Origin of the sequence: Streptomyces sp. NPDC056987 (genome assembly GCF_042673865.1) — a bacterium.
GTDB lineage: Bacteria > Actinomycetota > Actinomycetes > Streptomycetales > Streptomycetaceae > Streptomyces.
This window is the reverse complement of record NZ_JBHURV010000039.1, coordinates 17,837-36,710: the sequence shown is the minus strand read 5'-3', so window position 1 is coordinate 36,710 and position 18,874 is coordinate 17,837. Positions and strand designations below refer to the sequence as shown.

The following is an 18,874-nucleotide window of genomic DNA, read 5'->3' as shown; positions in this document are numbered from 1 at the left end:
GCGTACGCGGGCGGTGGGCCGGGCGGGGCAGGTGGAGCTGCTCCCGTCCGGCCGTCCCGCCGCCGGGCGGCCGGGCGCGCCGTACTGCTTCCCGGTCTCCGGTGGGGTTCAGTAGCCGCGTACCTGCGGCCAGTGCCGTTCGACTCCGGCGCGGTCGAGCAGGGCGGCGAAGGTCTCGAAGCGCTTGTCCTCGGCCTGCACCTCGCGCGGTTCGACGCCTTCGTCGAGGCAGTGGGCGGCGAGCGCGCCGGCGACCTCGCCGATGTTCCACTCGACGGGGTGCAGCCGGTAGCAGCCGTTGGTGATGTGGGTGGTGCCGATGTTCTTCCCGGCGGGCAGCAGGTTGCGGGTCCGGCGCGGGACGAGCGCGCCGAGCGGGATCTCGAAGGGCACGGAGCCGATGTCGATGTAGTTGTCGCCGCCGGTCGAGGGGTGGAGGTCGATGCGGTAGCTGCCGACGCCGACGGAGTCCCGGTGGCGGGTGCCGCCGGTGGGGCCGACGAGGTCGATGGCCACGTCGTGTTCGGTGACGGTCGTGACGGCCTTGATCCGGCGGGACTCGCGTACGTACGGAGCCTTGGCGAGGCCGTCCTCGGTGCCCATGACGTCGGGGCGCAGCCGCAGCCCGGGGAAGCCGGCGCCGCCACCGGGGCGCGGGGCCTCGGTCTGGAGCCAGTACAGGACGGAGAGCGACAACTGCTTGGCCTCGCGCAGGGCTTCGGCCGTGGTCCGCTCCCCGGCGCCGATCAGCGGCTTGAGCCAGTAGTCGTTGAGCGGCCAGTTGACGAGGGTGATGTCGGAGTCGAAGGCGCCGTCCTGGTGGAGTCCGCGCGCGAGGATGCGGCGGAAGCCGAAGAGTTCCTTGTCCCCCGCGTCGGCGGACTGGTCGGCGCTGACGGCGAGCGGGTCGACATCCGGGTTCGGTACGAAGGTACGCGGTACCGCCTCCAGGCTGCGCGGGTCGGGGGCGAGGAAGCCGAGCAGCGGGCCGGGCCAGAACTCCGGGGTGTAGCCGCGCCAGAAGTCGTAGTCGGCGGGCTTCTCGATCGTGTGGTCCTCGCCCTCGTGGTGGGAGAGCGCGAAGCAGAAGGTGATGCCCTGCTGGTTGAGCGGGTCGGCCTGCTCGGGGGCGTGCGGTTCGCCGAACTCGTCGCGGCATTCGGCGCCGAGCACGTGCTCGACCCCGGCCAGCTCCAGCAGTTCGCCCGTCTCGGTGGCGTCGAGGACGTACGGGGCGGTGAAGGTACGGCGGCCACCGCCGCGCAGGTCCTCCAGGGTGACGGACCGTACGGTGTCGCCCTCGGTCTCGGCGGCCACCGGGCGGTGCTCGGTGAGCAGGGTCAGCCGGCCGGCGGAGCGGTGCGGGGCGAGCAGCCCCTCCAGCGCGGCGAGCGCGACGCGGGGTTCGGCGCACAGCTTGCTGACGCGGCCGGCGCCGGGGTTGAGTCCTGGCAGGGCGGCGGCCTCGGCGCGCAGCGGGTACCAGTCGCGGTAGTAGCCGCGGATGGCCTCGCGCAGCGCGCGGTAGGAGGCGGTGACGCCGAACTGCTCGACCCAGGGGTGCTCGTCCGGCGGGACGGCCTGGGAGGTGAGCTGGCCCCCGATCCAGTCGGTCTCCTCGGTGAGGACGACCGTGCGGCCGGCGCGGCAGGCGGCCAGGGCGGCGGCGACCCCGCCGAGTCCGCCGCCGACGACGAGGATGTCAGGTTGGCTGGTCACGGTTCTCCTTGTGATGCACTGTGATGCGGGTGGTGCGGTGTGGTGCCGGTGGTGCGGTCGTACGGGCGTGGGGGTCAGGTGCTGTGGGGCGGGGGCCCGGCCGTGGCGCCGGTCCTGAAGGGGCAGGCCACGAGAGGCTCGTCCGCCTCCTCCCCCGCGACCAGCGCGGCGAGCAGCCGGACGGCGGCGGCACCGAGCTGGGGGCGGGGGATGTCGAACCCGGTCGGGACCGGTCCGGCCGCGAGATCGGCGGGCGGGCTGCCGAGCAGGGCGAGGCTCAGCTCGCGGGGGCAGTCGAGACCGGCCCCGTCGACGGCGGTGCGCAGGGCCCGCCACGGGCCGCCGCTGTCGGTCTCCTCGGCGACCAGTGCGGTCACCCCGTCGTCGAGCCAGGCCCGCAGCCGTTCGGGCGAGAGCGCGCGCACGGGGTCGGCGGTGCGGAAGACCGCGTCGGGGCCGGCGGGCAGGCCGGCCGCCTCCAGCCCTTTGAGGAAGCCGTGTTCACGGTCGGTGGAGGCGGGCGCGTCGTCGTCCTCGCGGACGAGCACGACGCGCCGGTGGCCGAGCGCGGCGAGCCGGGTGACGACCTCGTGGCTGGCGCTCACATAGTCGGCACCGACCCAGGCCAGGCCCTCCAACTCGTCCCTGCGGCCCACGTGCACGAGGGGGAAGCCGTCTCCGACCAGGCGCCGCAGTTCCTCGGTGGGCACATGCCGCCCCAGGAAGAGGCAGCCGTCGGCGAGCCGGACCCGGCTCAGCGCGTCCGGTCCGGCGGCCCCCGCGCCACCGGAGCTGGAACCGGTGAAGAGCACGAGGTCGTAGCCGCGGGCGGCCGCCTCCCGCTCCACGCCCACCAGGAAGGGGTAGTACGAGTGCTGCACGTCCGTGGGGAAGGTCGCGGTGAAGCTGAAGACGCCGAGCAGGTCGTTGCGCGCGGCGGCGAGCCTGCGGGCCGCCGGGTCCGGTACGTAGCCGAGGCTGCGGGCCGCGTCGAGCACCTTCTGCCGCGTCTCCGGCGAGATCGCGGCGCCCTGCTTCTTGCCGCCGAGCACGAGCGAGACCGTGGCCTGCGAGACCCCGGCCAGCCGGGCCACCTCGGCCTGGCGAGGCCGTGAGGTACGGCCCGGGGGCGTGGCGGCCCGTCCCGGCTTGGCCCGCTTGCGTGGTTGCTCCACCGGCACTCCTTCTCGGCACGACTCCGGTACGTCTCCGGTACGACTCCGGCGCGATTCCCGCGCGTTAATGCGCATTAGTAATGCGCATTAACTGCGTACTCTGGGCCTCGGCTCAGCTCGCGTCAAGAGGGTGAACCGGAAGTGTTCCGCCGGGCCCCCGGTGCGCGCCTCCCCACCCGACAACTCCCCGCCGCACCCGAGGACTTCGGCGGTCGCCTGATTGACGGATTGGTGGCACCCTTCGCTGGGCAGTGAGCAGAGGAATCGTCTGTCATGTGCACGACTACCTCTTCCGCAAGGAGGCCGACCATGCACGTTCGCACGGTGACCGGTGGGCTCGCTGCCACTGTGGCGGTGACGTTCTCCCTGATGGGTGGCCAGGCATCGGCCGCTCCGTCCACGGCCTCGGACAGCGCCCTGGCCGCGCGGGTCGTCACCTACGACGCCAGCGGTACCGCGGAGTTCAGGTCCGCGGTCGACCGGGGCGCGGCGATCTGGAACGAGAGTGTCGACGCGGTCGAGCTGCGGCCCGCCGCGGCCGGCCAGCGGGCCAACATACGGGTCCTGGCGGACAACGGCTGGCCACGCGCCATCACCACGTCCTTGGGCAACGGAACCGTCTACATCGGACGGCAGGCCGTGACGGAGGGGCACAACACGATCCGCATCTCCTCCCACGAACTGGGCCATATCCTGGGCCTGCCGGACCGCAAGCCCGGCCCCTGCTCCAGTCTGATGTCCGGGTCCAGCGCGGGAACCACGTGCACGAACCCGTACCCGAACACGGCCGAGAAGGCGGAGGTCGAGGGCAACTTCGGCGGCGCCCTCGCCCCGACGGCCGGAGCGGTGCCGTTCCCCGTCACGACCGTGGACTGAGTTCCGGCCGGGCCCCGGCGGTCCCCGGGCGGCGCATCCGCCGCCCGGGGACCGCTCGGTCAGCCCGTGGTGACCTGCTCGGGCTCGGAGGCCGGCGCCGGGTGTGACGGGGCGGGGGCGCGGGACGGCGCGGTGAGGACGGCGAGGCAGCCGAGGACCAGGGCGATGCCGAACCACCCCAGCAGGGGCAGGCGTTCACCGACGACCAGCACGGCCAGGACGGCCGCGACAGCGGGTTCCAGGAGCGTGAGGGTGGTCGCGGTGCTCGCCGGGACATGGGCCAGCCCCCAGCCGAACAGGACATAGCCGAGGAACATGGGCACCAGGGCCATGTACACGCCGACCGCCGCGTTCGACCAGGAGTCCACCAACGGAGCGCCGGTGAACGCCAGCACGGGCAGGAGCAGCAGCCCGCCGATCCCGAAGACGGCCCCCATCGCCGCGCCCGAGCCGACACCGCGGCTGATCAGACGGTGGGCCGCCCAGGAGTACAGGGCGTAGGTGACCCCGGCCACCAGCCCCAGTCCCACGCCGAGGACCGTGGAGCCCACCGGCCGGGCCCCGGAGCCGTCGTGCGCGCCGGCCGCTTCGGCCAGGCACAGCAGGGCGGTTCCGGACAGCCCCAGGGCCGCACCGGTCGTCCAGCGGCGGGTGAGGCGGCGTCCGTCCACCACGCGCTCGACGACGGCCGAGGCGAGCGGGGCCGATCCGATCGACACCACGGTTCCGGCGGCCACTCCGGCCAGGCGCATGCTGCTGTAGAACGCCAGAGGGTAGACCGCCACCGCCAGGGCGCCGAGCAGCACCACCCCTCTCCGCGCCCGCAGTGCGGACGCCTGCCGGGACACGCGGCGGGCGGCGACCAGGGCCTGGAGCAGTCCGCCCACCCCCATGGCGGCGGCCCCGATCGCCAGCGGGCCCACGTCAGGGGCGAAGGTCGCGGCCGTACCCGTGGTGCCCCACAGCACCGACGCGACCAGAATGCACAGCGACCCCGCGCCCGCCGCGGCGGACCGCTCCCCGCCGGCCCGCCTCACAGACGCTCCAGCAGGTCCGACGCCATCGCCCGGGCATGCCGGACCCGCGTCCCCCCGCCTTCCAGACCGGCCCGCGCCATCGCCCCCTCCAGCAGGAACGCCAACTGCTCCGCGATCGCACGCGCCTGCTCGGGCCGCCCCGGCAGAATCTCCCCGACGTGCCCGGCGAGCAGGGACTCGACCTCCTCCTTGTGACGGCGCACCACGGACCGCCCCTCGTTCCCGGCGGGCAGCTCGGCCGCCGCGTTCAGCAGGCCGCAGCCGCGAAAGCCGTGCTCGTAGGCGAAGGCCGCGTGATCGGCGTACGCGTCGAAGACCGCCAGCACCCCGCCACGGCCGTCCCGCGCCCCTTCGAGCCGCCGCCGGTACAGCTCCAGCCACTCCTCGTGGCGCGCGTCGAGGTAGGCCCTCACCAGATCGGCCTTGGAGGAGAAGTTGTTGTACAGGCTCATCTTCGCGACGCCCGCCTCGGCGGTGATCGCGTCGATCCCCGTCGCCGTCACACCGTCCGCGTAGAAGAGCCGGGACGCGGCGGCGAGCAGCCGCTCCCGCGCGGTTCCCCGCCGTCCGCGGGGGCGCTGCGCCGCGGTGCCGATCTCGCTCATCCGACCCTCCATCCGTTAGTAGGTAGGTCAGTCTACCCAGTACGGGACCAGGGACCGTCCGGCGCCGGGCCACCGACGCGGGCCCGGTCTGTCAGCGCCGTCACGCTCATCAAAGAAAACTTTTCTCATGGCAATAGGCATTGTGATGTGGGCACAGCGTTGTTACGTTCCTCCTCATGTCGAACGAGCAGTCCGGCCCGGCGGCCGGTATAGGTGCCCGGCTGCGCCGGCGCAGGCGGGCACTCCACCTCACGCTGAAGGACGTGGCGGACCGGACCGGTCTCACCGAGGGCTACCTCTCCCAGGTCGAACGCGATCAGGTCAACGCGAGCGTGCGGACCCTGCAGCGGATCTGCGACGTACTGAAACTCACCGTCGGCGGCCTCTTCGAGCAGAGTGGTTCCGAAACCAGTCCGGTGCTCCGGTTCCGTGATGCCCGCGGCATGTCCTTCGGGGAGGGAGCCACGAAGATCAAGCTGACTCCCGGGTCGTTCGACCACCTGGAGGTGCTCCTCGGGCACTTCGCCCCCGGGGGTTCCACCGGTGTCGAGCCGTACACCCACGGCGCTTCCGAGGAACTGCTCCTGGTCCTGTCCGGCCAGGTGGACGTGTGGGTCCGCGAGCGGCACCACCGGCTGTCCGCCCTGGACTCGGTCCACTACATCAGCAGCGACCCGCACCGCGTCGCGGAGAGCACGGGCACGCAGGAGGCCCGCGTGCTGTGGGCCATGGCGCCCCCCACCTACTGAAGCCGGCCCGTCGCCTACCGAAACCGGCCCACCGAACCACCGCGCGTCCCCCGGAGAGAGTGATGACCCCCTACCGCAACGGCGAGATCTCGCACTGGATGAGGGCCTCCCGCAGCGCGGGCGGGCCGGCCGGCCAGGACCGGCGCCGGACCATGGCCCTGCCCGGCGAAGAACAGGACCTCGTCATCGTCGGTGGGGGCCTGACCGGGCTCTGGGCCGCCTACCACGCCGCCGTGGAGCGTCCCGGCGCGCGGATCTCGGTCCTGGAGGCCGAGGAGGTCGGATACGGGGCCTCCGGCCGCAACGGCGGCTGGCTGTCCCCGCTCATCCCGGGCAACCGCGCCGTCTACGCCAGGGCCGCGAGCCGGCGCGGCGAGGACGGCGCCGCCGCCGTCGCCTCCTTCCAGCGGGAGATGGACGGAGCCGTCGACGACACCCTGCGCGTCCTCGAACAGGAGGGGATCCAGGCCGATCAGCGGCGCGGCGGGCATCTGCGCGTGGCCACCACACCGGCCGCGCTGAAGCGCCTCGAAGCCACCCATGCCGCGGACCTGGCGGGCGGGTACCGCCCGGAAGACCTCGAACTCCTCGGCGCCGAGGCGGTGAAGAGGCGGATCGCCATCGGTCCGGCGCTGGGCGGCCTGCTCACCCGCACCACCGCCCGCGTCGACCCGGCCAAGCTCGTCCACGGCCTCGCGGCGGCCGCGGAGGCCAGGGGCGTCCGTATCCACGAGGGCACCCGCGCCACCCACGTCGCGCCCGGCGCCGTCACCACCACCCGTGGGACCGTGACCGCCGCGACGGTCCTGACCTGCCTGGAGGCCTACTCCGGGCAGGTCACGAGCGACGCCCGGGGCCTGGGCCGGCGCGACATCATCCCCGTCAACTCCTCGATGGTCGTGACCGGTCAGCTCCCCGCCGAGGTCTGGGAGCGGATCGGCTGGCAGGGCGGGGAGTGCCTGGGCGACGCCGCGCACACCTTCGTCTACGCGCAGCGCACGGCCGACGACCGCATCGCCATCGGCGGCCGCGGCACGCCGTACGCCTTCAACTCCGGCACCCCCGGCCAGGGCAGCGTCGACGCCCGGACCGTGCGCGCCTTGAGCGAACGGCTCCACCTGTTCTTCCCCGACGTGCGGTTCACCGTCGAGCACGCCTGGCGCGGCGCCATCGGCGTGACCCGCGACTGGTGCGCCGGCATCACCTTCGATCCCGCCACGAGGATCGGTGTCGCGCGGGGGTTCGCGGGCCACGGTGTGACGGCCACCCACCTCGCGGCACGCACCCTGCTGGACCGGGCGGCGGGTCGCGACACCGCGCTGACCCGGCTGCCCTGGAACGACCACGACTCGGGACGCTGGGAGCCGGAACCGCTCCGCTGGATCGGCGTCCACGGCATGTACCGGCTCTTCGGCGTCGCCGACCGGTGGGAGGAGATCCGGCACTCCCGGAACACCTCCCTCCTCGCCCGTTTCGGATCACGACTGGCAGGACTCAGCGAATGAGGACGACACCGGACCGCGCCGCAGGCCCCGTCGCCCCGCGGGCCGACGGGACACGGACCGACGGGACACAGCTCAACGGGACACGGACCGACGGGACACAGGCCGACGCGCCCCGGGGATCCTTCCGGCAGGGCCTGTGGAGCATGGCCTTCACCGAACTCTGGGAGCGCTACTCGTTCTACGGGCTCCAGGGAATCCTCTCGTTCTACCTGCTCTACGAGGTGGCGCAGGGCGGCCTCGCCCTGAACCCGGCCGTCGCGTCGGGCATCGTCGGCGCCTACGGCGGCGCCGTCTACCTCTGCCAGATCCTCGGCGCGTGGCTGGGCGACCGGCTGGTCAGCCCGCGGAACATGGTGCTGTACGGTGCCGTCGTCATCACCGCGGGACATGTGGTGCTCGCCTTCGCCCCCGGCCCGGCGGGCCTCGGCGCCGGACTGCTGTGCATCGTCCTGGGCACCGGCGCGCTCAAGACGAACATCACCTCGATCGTGGGCTTCGTCCTCGACCAGAACCCCGACGAGCGGTACCGGGACGCCGGGTTCTCGTACTTCTACATGGCCATCAACATCGGTGCGGTGGCCGGGCCGCTCACCACCGGCCTCGCCCAGAACGAACTCGGCTTCCACTTCGGATTCGGGCTCGCGGCGATCGGCATGTGCGGGGCGCTCGTCCAGTACCTCGTCTCCATGGGGAAACTCCCCGAGCGCGCCCGCATCGTCAACAACCCTCTCCCGGCGGGCCGTCGTCCGCTCGTGGCCTGCGCGGCCCTCGGGGTGATCGCCCTCGCGGGCGGGGCCGTCGTGACGGGGCTGCTGCGGGCGGAAAACCTGTCCACCGTGGTCACCGTCGCCGCGCTGGTGGCCGCCGCCACCTACTTCCTCACGATGACCACCTCGGCGACGGTCACCGGTAACGAGCGCCGGCGCATCCTCGGCTACCTTCCGCTCTTCCTGGCGTCCGGGGTGTACTTCGGCTTCCTGTTCCAGAAGTTCACCGCGATCTCGATCCTCATCACCGAACGGATCGATCTCCACATCGGCGGCTGGACCTTCCCGGTCGCCTGGATCACCACCGTCAGTCCGCTGGCGGCGGTCCTGATCACCCCGCTCGTCGCCCGGATGTGGAACACCCTCGGGGAGCGCCAGCCCGGTCCGGTGACCAAGGTGGCCATCGGGCTGATCCAGATCGGCTGCGCCTATCTGTTCCTGCTCGTCATCTCGGAGACCACCACCGGCGACGCCGAGATCCCGCTGGCCCTCATCCTCCTGTTCATGATGGCGGCCGGCTCCTCCGAGGTCTTCGTCGGTCCGATCGGGCTGTCATTGGCGACGAGGATCGGCCCGGAGAAGTTCCGTTCCCAGATGGTCGGACTCAACTTCCTCACTCTCGCCCTGGGTTCGTCCCTGGCGGGCCTGCTCGGCCAGTTGTTCACCGCCATCGACAGCGCCTCGTACCTCACCGTCACCGCCACCTGCGGCATCGGGCTGGGGCTGGCCCTGTACGCCGGGCGCCGGTCGGTGGGACGGCTGCTGGGATCGGGGCTCACGCACTGAGCGTGGCGCCGGGCCGGCGGTGGCGGCGGGACCGGGATCGGGCCGGAACAGGTCTGTCCTCGCGACTTGGGGGCACACGCAGAGGGACTGCCGAAGGAGCCGGTCATGCTGGGACAGCCGCGTACTGCTGAGCGCCACCTCTCCGATCGACGCCGCGTACATCGCGTCGGACAAGGCCGTCGCGTCGGTGAACGACAGGCACTGTGCCCGGCACCGCTCGCCGTGCGGGTGGCGGCCTCACCCCGGCCGGTGACGGCCGGGCCGCCCCCTCGGCCGTGCGCGGACCCGTACCGCGGCACCGACCCGAAGTGCGTCCCGCGGACGCCGCCGACGGGCCGATCCGGGCCCGCTCCCGTGCGGCAGGGACCCACACGACGAACGCGGTTCCGTCCTGGACGACCGCGCTGAAGGAGACATGACGATGACCTCACTCACGACGATCTCGGCCGCCGACGCCTCCGCCGCCCCCGCGTGGTTACACGTGCTGGTGATGGCTGCGGCTGTGCTGATCCTCGTCTACAGCCTCACCCGACGCAGCAGTTGACCCGGCCCGGAGCGGCGCGAACAGCCACGCCGATCCGGGCACGGACACCTCGTGAGCGGCACCCGGTGGCTGCCGCAAGCGGCCCGGAGCGCGGCCGGCCGAAGAGCCTCGGCCGCGCTCCGGGCCTGCTTCCCTGCATGCTTCCCTGCCTGCTCCCCTGCCGGCTTCGCGGCGCGGTGACGCGGAAGTCCGCCCCACCGTCGCGCCGTTGCTCTCGCAACCCGCCCCCCACATCGCGCCGGTGGTTCCCTTCCCCGCCCCACCCTCACGCCGGATGCCCGCACGCGGCACACGCGTCCCGTCGGCCGCACGAGGGGTTGACCGTACACGCAAGTGCCCCTACCTTTCTCGCAACCCGCTGGTACATCGATTAACCAACTCTGGTTGACGTCCTCTGGTTGGAGATATCCCGCTGTGCGCTCACCCCTGAGTCGGCGCGGCTTCCTTGCCGCAGGTTCCGGTATCACCGCCGCCACCGCTCTTCCCGCCCTGTCCGGCTGCTCCTCCATCGCCGCGGCCGACTCCGATCCCGACACCCTGCTCGTCCATACCCAGTTGGGCACCACCGCGCCCGGTTCGGTCACGTACACCGCCATGGTGAAACAGTTCCGGAAGGAGAATCCCGGGCTCCGGATCAAGAACCTCGTCAACGGCGACGACCTCGGCCAGGTGTACGAGACCTCCCGGCTGGCCCGCAAGGAACCCGACGTCGTCATGGTCAACCTGTATGACAAGACGCTGGCCTGGACCGATGTCGGGGCGACGGTCGACGTCGAGGAGTATCTCGACGCCTGGGGGCTGCGGGAGCGGGTCCTCCCCGCCGCGCTGACGGCGTGGACCGACGGGAAGGGGCGGCTGCGCGGCTTCCCGTACTTCGCCACCAACTGGCCCGTCGCCTTCAACACGGCCCTGCTCGACCGGGCCGGGGTGAGCGCGATACCGACCACCGGGGACGAACTCATCGGCGCGGCACGCAAGTTGCGCGCCAAGGGCATCGCCCCCGTCACCGTCGGCGGCAACGACTGGACGGGGCAGAAGCTGCTCGCCCAGATCATCCAGACCTTCCTCACCCAGGAGGAGGCCCAACAGGTCTACGCGACCGGCGACTTCGGCGGCAGGGGCGTCCGCGAGGGCATCGAGTACTTCGTCTCCCTGCGGGACGCCGGGGTCTTCGCCGACAAGGCACAGGGGCTCACCTCCGACACGATGACCACGCAGTACAACACGCAGGCCGCCGCGATGGCGTCCGCGATGTCCTCGGCCCTCGGGAAGGTGCCGGCGGAGGTCGCCGCGCACACCGAGGTCGGCGGCTGGCCGCTCGCGCCCGGCGCCGTGCACGACAAGCCGACGATCATGCGCGCCTACACCCTCATCGGCTTCTGGATCAGCCCGAACGGCACGAAGAAACTGCCCGCCGTGGAGAAGTTCCTGCGCTTCATGTACCGGCCCGACGTGGTCTCCCGCTTCATCACCGAGAGCGGCCGGGACATGGCGCTGGTGACGGACACGGTCAGCACGGACTTCCCGCTCGTGGCCGCGGCGCAGCGGCTCGGCGACCGGGTCGGCCAGGTGCTGCTGCCCGATCTGTACGTGCCCCCGGCGGCCACCCAGCCGCTGATCACCGCGACCAGTACCGCCTTCACCCGGGGCACGAGCGCCGCCTCCGTACGCTCCGCCCTCGAATCCGCGTACCGCGGGGCCTGAGAGGTGGCGCGGACGGGCGCAGCGGCGTCCCGCCCGTCCGAGCGACCTCCGGATCCCTCGCCCGAGCCTCCGAAAGTCAGGCCATGACGATGCTCTCGTCCGCCACCCCCGGCGGCACCACGGCCCACCACACCCCCGCCCGTCCGTCCCCGTCCCCCGCCGGCCGCGACCGCCGTCACCAGGGCGGCGTCATCCTGGCCGTTCCGGCGCTGCTCTGGTACCTGGTCTTCATGGTCGGCCCGCTGGTCGCCATCTTCGTCATCGCGGCCCTGCACTGGCCCGGCATGCTCCAGCCGGTCTCCTTCGCCGGGCTGGGCAATGTCCGTACGGTCCTCGCCGACCCGGTCTTCCGGGACGCCGTGGCCAACACGGCCGTCCAGCTCGCCGTCGCGCTGCCGGTGATGATCGTGGCCGCGTACATGCTGGGCTACTACGTGACACAGCGGCCGCCGGGCCACCGTGTGCTGCGTTACCTCCTCTTCATCCCCGGTCTGATCTCGGCCCCGGCCAAGGCCATGGTGTTCTACGCGGTCCTCTCCCCGGACGGGCTGTTCAACGGGGCCCTGACGAAAGCCGGGCTGGGCTCGCTGACCGACGCCTGGCTGGCCTCGCCCTCCACCGCGCTGCTCTGCCTGATCGTGGTGGACGTGTGGAGCGGCATCGGGTTCACGGCGGTCCTGTTCGCCGCGCGCCTGGGCAGTGTGCCGGACGAGATCGGCGAGGCCGCGCAGCTCGACGGCGCCGGACACTGGCGCACGATGTGGCGCGTCCACTTCCCCGTCATCCGGGACTTCGTGGGCGTCGTGACGATGCTCCAGTTCCTGTGGACGCTGTTCGGCTCCGCCCAGAACGTCCTGCTGCTCACGCTGGGCGGCCCGGGAAGCTCGTCGACAACGTTGTCCTTCCTGGTGTACCAGAAGGCGTTCATGGCCGCGGACCTCGGCTACAGCCAGACCGTCGGTGTGATCCTCTTCCTGGTCGGGCTGACCGGTCTGCTCGTCATCCGCCGTGTCTTCCGCCAGAACTACTGAACCGATCCGCAGATCTGGAGCCCGTGCCATGAAGCCCAGTGCCACGAAACTCGGAAAGTCCTGGCTGCCCGCGCACATCCTCGCGTGGCTGTACGCGGTGCTGCTGGTGGTCCCCCTCTACTACCTGCTGGTCTCGGCGTTCAAGACGAACGACGAGGTCTTCGGCAGCCCCTTCGCGCTGCCCACCTCCTTCTCCTTCGGCAACTTCGACGAGGCGTTCTCCTCCGCCGACCTGGGCCTGGCCGTGGTCAACTCGGCGCTCGTCACCATGTTCGCGCTCGTGCTGACCCTGCTGCTCGCCATCCCCGCGGCCTTCGCGATCGCCCGCGCGCAGGGGCCGTTGGGGGCGCTGGTGGAGCGGGTGTTCTCGCTCGGGTTCCTGGTGCCCACGTTCGCCGCGCTCTTCCCGACGTTCCTGCTCTCCGCGGCCACCGGGCTGTTCCACACACGCTCCTTCATGGTGCTGTTCCTCCCGGCCACGGCGATGCCGCTCTCCGTCGTCATCCTCGTCCAGTTCATGCGGACCATCCCGCGCGAGATGGAGGAGGCCGCGCGGATCGACGGCGCGTCCACGTTCGCGGTGCTGCGGCACGTCTACACACCGATGTGCATGCCGGGCATCGCGACCGTGCTGCTGCTGAACTTCCTGACCTTCTGGAACGAGTACCTCTACTCGCTCGTGATCATCGGCCCGGATCCCGCGCAGCGCACGGTGCAGGTGGCGCTGCCCACCCTCAGGTCCGTGACCGGCACCGACTACGGGATCCTGACCGCAGGTACGGTATTGACACTGGTGCCGGTGTGGATCGTCTACACCGTGCTCCAGAAGCGGATGCAGCATGCTCTCGTCAGCGGGGCGGTGAAGATGTGACCCAGCATCCCCAGAGGGCACCCCGGCAACGGGACACCCCGCCCGCCCGGGAACGCCCCACCATCAAGGCCGTGGCCGCCGCGGCCGGCGTCTCCACCGCCACGGTCTCCCAGACCGTCAACGGCACCGGCCGGATCACCGAGGCCACCCGGCGCCGCGTGCTCGACGCCGTCGCCGAGCTGGGCTGGTCACCGAGCGCGTCCGCGACCGCGCTGCGCCGGGCCAGGACCCGTACGATCGCGCTGGTCGTGCGCCGCGCCACCGATGTGCTCGGCGCCGACCCGCACTTCGGCGAGCTGATCACGGGTCTGGAGGGCGAACTGGCCCCGCGCGGCTACGGTCTGCTGCTCCACCTGGTGGCCGACATGGCGCAGGAGAGCGCGCTGTACGAACGGCTGGTCGCCGAGGGCCGGATCGACGGAGCGGTGCTGACCGACGCGCGCGCCGACGATCCGCGCCCGCCGCTGCTGCGCGGGCTCGGGCTGCCGGCCGTCCTGCTGAGCGCGCCCGACCCCGCCTCCCCGGTAGTGAACGTGGGGCTCGGGCAGCAGGGCGCCGGGGTGCGGGAAGCCGTCGCGCATCTGCTGGAGCTGGGCCACCGGCGGATCGCCTGTGTCACGGGGCCCGCCGAGCTGACGCACACCCGGCTGCGCCGCGCGGCCTTCGAGGACGCGCTCGCCGAGGCCGGGGTACGGCCGGTCGCCGTGCGGGAGACCGATTTCACGGAGGCGGCGGCGGTCGCCGCCACCGAGGAACTGCTGGCCCTGGCAGACCGGCCCACGGCCGTCGTGTACTCCAACGACTCGATGGCCGTCTGCGGGATCGGCACGGCCCAGCGCGCCGGGCTTCGGGTACCGCGCGACCTGTCCGTCGTCGGGTACGACAACCTGCCGCTCGGCCGCTGGATGTACCCCCGGCTGACCACGGTGGACCAGCAGGTGCAGGCCGTCGGCGCCGCCGCGGCCCGGGCCCTGCTCGCCGAGTGCGGTGAGGACGTACCGGCGCCCGTGCTCGACGGCCGGCCCCGGCTGGTCGTACGGGAGACCACGGGCCCGGCGCCGACGGCGCCCTGACCGCACTTCCCTCTCCCCCGTCCACCCACCCATATCCAGAGAAAGACCCCATGCGACGCCACAGCGCCCAGCTCACCCATGACTCCGCCGTTCTGCCCTGGCTCGGCGCCAACTTCTGGTCCCGTAGCGGCGGTCCGCTGATGTGGCGGGAGTATCAGCCGAAGACGGTCCGCGAGGAACTGGCCGTCCTGCGCGACCACGGACTGACGATGACCCGGTCCTTCTTCTACTGGCCGGACTTCCACCCGGAGCCGCACCGGATCGACGAGGAGCTGTGCGACCACTTCCGTGACTTCCTCGACGCCCATACCGAGGCGGGGATGGGCACGGTCCCCACCTTCATCGTCGGCCACATGTCCGGGGAGAACTGGGACCCGGCATGGCGCGGCGGCCGGGATCTGTACGAGGACGTCTGGCTCGTCGGCCGCCAGGCCTGGTTCGTCTCGCAGATGACCCGGCGCTTCAAGGACCATCCCGCCGTCACCGGCTGGCTGATCACCAACGAGATGCCGGGGTACGGCCGGGTCTACCAGGTCGACCCGCCCTCCTCCGACGTCGTCACCGCCTGGGCGCAGTTCATGTGCGACGCGGTGCGCGCGGCGGGCGGTACGCAGCCGGTGTCGCTGGGCGACGGCGCGTGGGGCATCGAGGTGACCGGCCGGGACAACGGCTTCTCGCTGCGCGACACCGCAGAGTACGTCGACTTCGTCGGACCGCACGTGTACCGCTCGGACACGGACCGGCCGCGCCAGCACTACCGCGCCGCCTTCGAGTGCGAACTCGCCTCCGTCACCGGACAGCCGGTGGTGCTGGAGGAGTTCGGCCTGTCCACCGACACGGTCTCGGCGGCGAACGCGGGCGTCTTCTACCGGCAGACGCTGCACAACTCGCTGCTCGGCGGTGCCACCGGCTGGATCGCCTGGAACAACACGGACTACGACGACCTGTGGGAGCGATCGCCGTACGACCACCACCCCTTCGAGATGCACTTCGGCATCACCGATCACACGGGCCGGCCCAAGGAGCCGCTGCGCGAACTGGCCGCCTTCGCCGCGGTGCTGGAGCGCGTCGACTTCGCGCGCTGCCGCCGCGCCGACACCGACGCGGCGCTGGTGGTGCCCGCGTTCCTGGAACGCGGCTACCCCTACAGCCGGCCCGCCGACCGCCCGCTGATCTTCACCTCGCTGCACCAGGGGTACGTGGCCGCGCGCGGCGCCGATCTGCCCGTCGCCCTGGTCCGCGAGGCGGACGGGCTGCCGGATGACGCCTCGCTCTATCTGCTGCCCGCCACCCGGCAGTTGACCACGCGCACCCGGCGGGAGCTGGAACGGCGGGCGCGCGAGGGCGCGACGGTGTACCTGTCGTTCTGCTCGGGCGAGCACCCGACGACGCGCGGCCCCTGGTTCCACGACCTGGACGGGCTCTTCGGGGTGGAGCTCCAGCTCTCGTACGGGGTGGCCGAGCCCATCGAGGACGACGTGCTGGAGATGACGTTCACCGAGGACTTCGGCTCGGTCGCGGCGGGCGAGACGCTGCGCTTCCCGGTCGCGGGGAACGAGGACAGCCGCGCCTATCTGCCGGTCGTCCCGGCCGGGGCGCGGGTCGTCGCCACCGACGCGCACGGCCGCCCGGCGCTGCTGGTCCACGAGACGGGGCGGGGCCGTACGGTCCTGGCCACGTATCCGCTGGAGCACATGGCGGCCCGCACCGCCCGCGTCAATCCGGAGCAGACCCACCGGCTGTACGCGGCGCTCGCGGATCTCGCGGGCGCGGCGCGGCCGGTGACCGTCGACACGCCGTACGTCTCGGCGGACACGCTGGTACGGGAGGACGGGAAGCGTTTCGTCTGGCTGGTGAGCCAGGCGGAGCGGGAACTGACCGTGCGCCCCCGCGCGGAGGGTGAACTGCGCGACCTGGACGGCGGGGAGCCGGTGCGGGACGTGGTGATCGCCCCGTACGGGGTGCGCGTCCTGGAGCTGGACTGACCGCACCGCCGCAGTCCTGTCGGCTCCGCCGATCCCGCCAGTCCCGTAAGTCCCGTCAGACAGGTCAGTCCCGTCGAAGCAGTCGAGGAGATCCGTCCCATGTCCCAGCCCCGGTACCGGGATCCCGCCGCGCCCGTCGCGGACCGGGTGCGCGACCTGCTCTCCCGGATGACGCTCACCGAGAAGGTGGGCCAGGTCAACCAGCGCATGTACGGCTGGCAGGCGTACGAGCGCACCGCCGCCGGCCACCGCCTCACCGAGGCGTTCCACGCCGAGGTCGCCGCGTACGACGGCATGGGCGCGCTCTACGGGCTCCAGCGGGCCGACCCCTGGTCGGGGGTGACGTTCGGGACGGGCATCGGCGCCGCCGAGGGCGCCCGGGTGTCCGACGCGGTGCAGCGGCACGTCGTGGAGACCACCCGGCTCGGCATCCCCGTGCTCATGGTGGAGGAGATGCCGCACGGCCATCAGGCGCTGGACGGCACGGTGCTGCCGGTGAACCTGGCGGTGGGCGCGACCTGGAACCCGGGGCTGTACGAGGAGGCCGCGGCGCTCGCGGCGGGCGAACTGCGGGCGCGCGGCGGCCATGTCGCGCTCGTCTCCGCCCTGGATCTCGTACGGGACCCGCGCTGGGGGCGCGCCGAGGAGTGCTTCGGCGAGGACCCCTATCTGGCGGCCCGGTTCACCGAGGCGCTGGTGCGCGGCGCGCAGGGCCCCGGTGACGGGCCCGGACGCGGGCCCGTGTCGTACGGCGCGGACCGGGCGGCGGTGGTCCTCAAGCACTTCGCGGGCCAGGGCGCCACGGTGGGCGGCCGCAACAGCGCGGCCACCGAACTCGGCGCCCGTGAGCTGCACGAGATCCACCTCCCGGCCGCGCTGGCGGGGGTCAGGGCCGGGGCGGCGGGCGTCATGGCGGCGTACAACGAGTTCGACGGGATGCCGTGCGCGGCCAACCGGGAGCTGCTGACGGGGCTGCTGCGCGAACGCTGGGGTTTCGAGGGCCTGGTGATGGCGGACGGGTGTGCGCTCGACCGGCTGACGCGGCTCGCGGGTGATCCGGTGGCGGCGGGGGCGCTCGCCCTGGCCGCCGGTACGGATCTGAGCCTGTGGGACGAGAGCTTCCCCCGGCTGGCCGAGGCGGTGCGGCGCGGTCTGGTCCGCGAGAGCGTGCTGGACGCGGCGGTCGGGAGGGTGCTCGCGCTCAAGTTCCGGCTCGGTCTGTTCGAGCGGCCGTACACCGGCGAGCGGCGCGCGCCCGCCGGGCTGCGTGAGCTGAGCGAGCGGATCGCGCGGGAGTCGGTGGTGCTGCTGCGGCACGACGGCGCCACACTGCCCCTGCCGGAGCATCTGCGCAGGATCGCCGTCATCGGCCCGAACGCCGACTCCGTACCGCAGCAGATCGGCGACTACACGGCGCCCCAGCGCCCGGGGTCCGGTGTCACCGTCCTGGACGGGATCAGGGCGGCGGCGGGCGGCGAGGTCGGGTACGCGCGCGGCTGTGAACTCGTGGGCGGCGACCGGTCCGGCATCCCGGAGGCGGTCGCGCTGGCCGCCTCCTGCGAGGTGGCGGTCTTGATGCTCGGCGGATCGAGCGCGCGGGAGTCCGCCACCCGCTTCGACTCCAACGGCGCGGCGGTGGTCAGCTCGGGCCTTCCGGTGGACATGACCTGCGGCGAGGGCGTCGACCTCGCCGAACTCGGGCTTCCAGAGGGCCAGTCGGCGCTGCTGAGCGCCGTGACCGCCACCGGGACGCCGGTCGTCGTCGTGCTGGTGCAGGGCCGGCCGCACGCCGTGCCGGAGGAGCTCGCCGCGGGGGCGGGGGCGGTGCTCAGCGCCTGGTATCCGGGCCCCTGGGGCGGGCGCGCGATCGCCGAGGTGCTCTTCGGCGCGGCCGGACCCGTGGGCCGGCTGCCGGTCTCCGTACCGCGCTCGGCGGCGCAACTGCCGGTGTTCTACAACGGGAAGGACCACGGCTACCGGGGGTACGTCGACCAGCCGGCCACCGCCCGCCACCCGTTCGGGCACGGCCTGTCCTACACGACGGTCGAGTACGGGGCGCCCCGGCTCTCCCGGGACGCGGTCACCGTGTCCCCGTCCGGCGCCGTCCCTCCGCTGACCTGCGTGGTGGAGGTCGCCAACACCGGGGCGCGGCCGGTGGACGAGACGGTGCAGCTGTACGTGCGCCGGCTGGTGGGCGGCTCGTCGTGGCCGCGCGTGCGCGAACTGCGCGGCTTCGTACGGACGGCGCTGGCGCCGGGTGAACGGGCCGAGGTGTCCTTCACCATCGGCGCGGAGACCCTGGCCTCGGTGACCCGCTCCCTGGAACAGGCCGTGGAACCGGGGACGTTCGAGATCGCGACGGGCCCGTCCGCCGACCGGACGACCGGGACGGCCCTGACCGTGGGCCCCTGGCCGGCCCCGTCCTGACCCGGCGGCCACCGGCGGGT

15 protein-coding genes are annotated in these 18,874 nt (G+C 72.6%); 11 read left to right on the top strand and 4 right to left on the bottom strand.

Annotated features, from left to right (window positions below; translation table 11 throughout):
* Positions 1-108: 108 nt before the first annotated feature.
* Both ACFTZC_RS33405 and ACFTZC_RS33400 read right to left on the bottom strand, forming a co-directional pair.
* Positions 109-1,719: an FAD-dependent oxidoreductase gene (locus ACFTZC_RS33405; RefSeq protein WP_382896145.1), complete on the bottom strand. Its 1,611-nt coding sequence runs from the start codon at positions 1,717-1,719 to the stop codon at positions 109-111.
* A gap of 74 nt (positions 1,720-1,793) precedes the next feature.
* Positions 1,794-2,894, bottom strand: coding sequence for a LacI family DNA-binding transcriptional regulator (locus tag ACFTZC_RS33400; RefSeq protein ID WP_382896143.1), 1,101 nt, complete (start codon positions 2,892-2,894; stop codon positions 1,794-1,796).
* A 309-nt stretch (positions 2,895-3,203) separates the two neighbouring features.
* Here ACFTZC_RS33400 and ACFTZC_RS33395 point away from each other — a divergent pair, with 309 nt between their 5' ends.
* Positions 3,204-3,770: a snapalysin family zinc-dependent metalloprotease gene (locus tag ACFTZC_RS33395; protein WP_382896141.1), complete on the top strand. Its 567-nt coding sequence runs from the start codon at positions 3,204-3,206 to the stop codon at positions 3,768-3,770.
* A gap of 59 nt (positions 3,771-3,829) precedes the next feature.
* Here the strand turns inward: ACFTZC_RS33395 and ACFTZC_RS33390 are convergent, their stop codons facing one another.
* On the bottom strand, positions 3,830-4,807 hold the full coding sequence (locus tag ACFTZC_RS33390; RefSeq protein ID WP_382896139.1) for a DMT family transporter: 978 nt from the start codon (positions 4,805-4,807) through the stop codon (positions 3,830-3,832).
* Positions 4,804-5,412, bottom strand: coding sequence for a TetR/AcrR family transcriptional regulator (locus ACFTZC_RS33385; protein WP_382896137.1), 609 nt, complete (start codon positions 5,410-5,412; stop codon positions 4,804-4,806). Before ACFTZC_RS33385 ends, ACFTZC_RS33390 begins: the two co-directional genes overlap by 4 nt.
* Before the next feature lie 176 nt (positions 5,413-5,588).
* On the opposite strand from ACFTZC_RS33385, the gene ACFTZC_RS33380 reads away from it, so the two are divergent.
* The 10 genes from ACFTZC_RS33380 (at position 5,589) to ACFTZC_RS33335 (ending at position 18,854) form a co-directional block, all read left to right on the top strand.
* Entirely contained in the window at positions 5,589-6,161 is a 573-nt protein-coding gene (locus ACFTZC_RS33380; protein ID WP_382896135.1) for a helix-turn-helix domain-containing protein, read from the top strand.
* Positions 6,162-6,223: 62 nt separating this feature from the next.
* On the top strand, positions 6,224-7,666 hold the full coding sequence (locus ACFTZC_RS33375) for an NAD(P)/FAD-dependent oxidoreductase (RefSeq protein ID WP_382896133.1): 1,443 nt from the start codon (positions 6,224-6,226) through the stop codon (positions 7,664-7,666).
* Positions 7,663-9,219, top strand: coding sequence for a peptide MFS transporter (locus tag ACFTZC_RS33370; RefSeq protein WP_382896131.1), 1,557 nt, complete (start codon positions 7,663-7,665; stop codon positions 9,217-9,219). The genes ACFTZC_RS33375 and ACFTZC_RS33370 overlap by 4 nt, the downstream gene beginning before the upstream one ends.
* Positions 9,220-9,640: 421 nt before the next feature.
* Positions 9,641-9,763, top strand: coding sequence for a hypothetical protein (locus ACFTZC_RS33365; RefSeq protein ID WP_382896129.1), 123 nt, complete (start codon positions 9,641-9,643; stop codon positions 9,761-9,763).
* Between the two features lie 414 nt (positions 9,764-10,177).
* Complete coding sequence (locus ACFTZC_RS33360) at positions 10,178-11,467, top strand: ABC transporter substrate-binding protein (RefSeq protein ID WP_382896127.1); 1,290 nt, start codon at positions 10,178-10,180, stop codon at positions 11,465-11,467.
* Positions 11,468-11,550: 83 nt separating this feature from the next.
* Positions 11,551-12,498 carry a carbohydrate ABC transporter permease gene (locus ACFTZC_RS33355; protein WP_382896125.1) on the top strand — a complete coding sequence of 316 codons (948 nt, stop codon included), beginning with the start codon at positions 11,551-11,553 and terminating at the stop codon, positions 12,496-12,498.
* A gap of 28 nt (positions 12,499-12,526) precedes the next feature.
* Complete coding sequence (locus ACFTZC_RS33350; protein WP_382896123.1) at positions 12,527-13,369, top strand: carbohydrate ABC transporter permease; 843 nt, start codon at positions 12,527-12,529, stop codon at positions 13,367-13,369.
* A gap of 71 nt (positions 13,370-13,440) precedes the next feature.
* Positions 13,441-14,442 (top strand): LacI family DNA-binding transcriptional regulator, encoded by a 1,002-nt coding sequence (locus ACFTZC_RS33345; protein WP_382896193.1) that lies wholly within the window; start codon positions 13,441-13,443, stop codon positions 14,440-14,442.
* A gap of 50 nt (positions 14,443-14,492) precedes the next feature.
* Positions 14,493-16,427 (top strand): cellulase family glycosylhydrolase, encoded by a 1,935-nt coding sequence (locus ACFTZC_RS33340; protein WP_382896121.1) that lies wholly within the window; start codon positions 14,493-14,495, stop codon positions 16,425-16,427.
* 99 nt (positions 16,428-16,526) lie between these two features.
* Positions 16,527-18,854, top strand: a complete 2,328-nt coding sequence (locus ACFTZC_RS33335) for a glycoside hydrolase family 3 N-terminal domain-containing protein (RefSeq protein WP_382896119.1) — start codon at positions 16,527-16,529, stop codon at positions 18,852-18,854.
* The last annotated feature ends 20 nt before the right edge of the window (positions 18,855-18,874 follow it).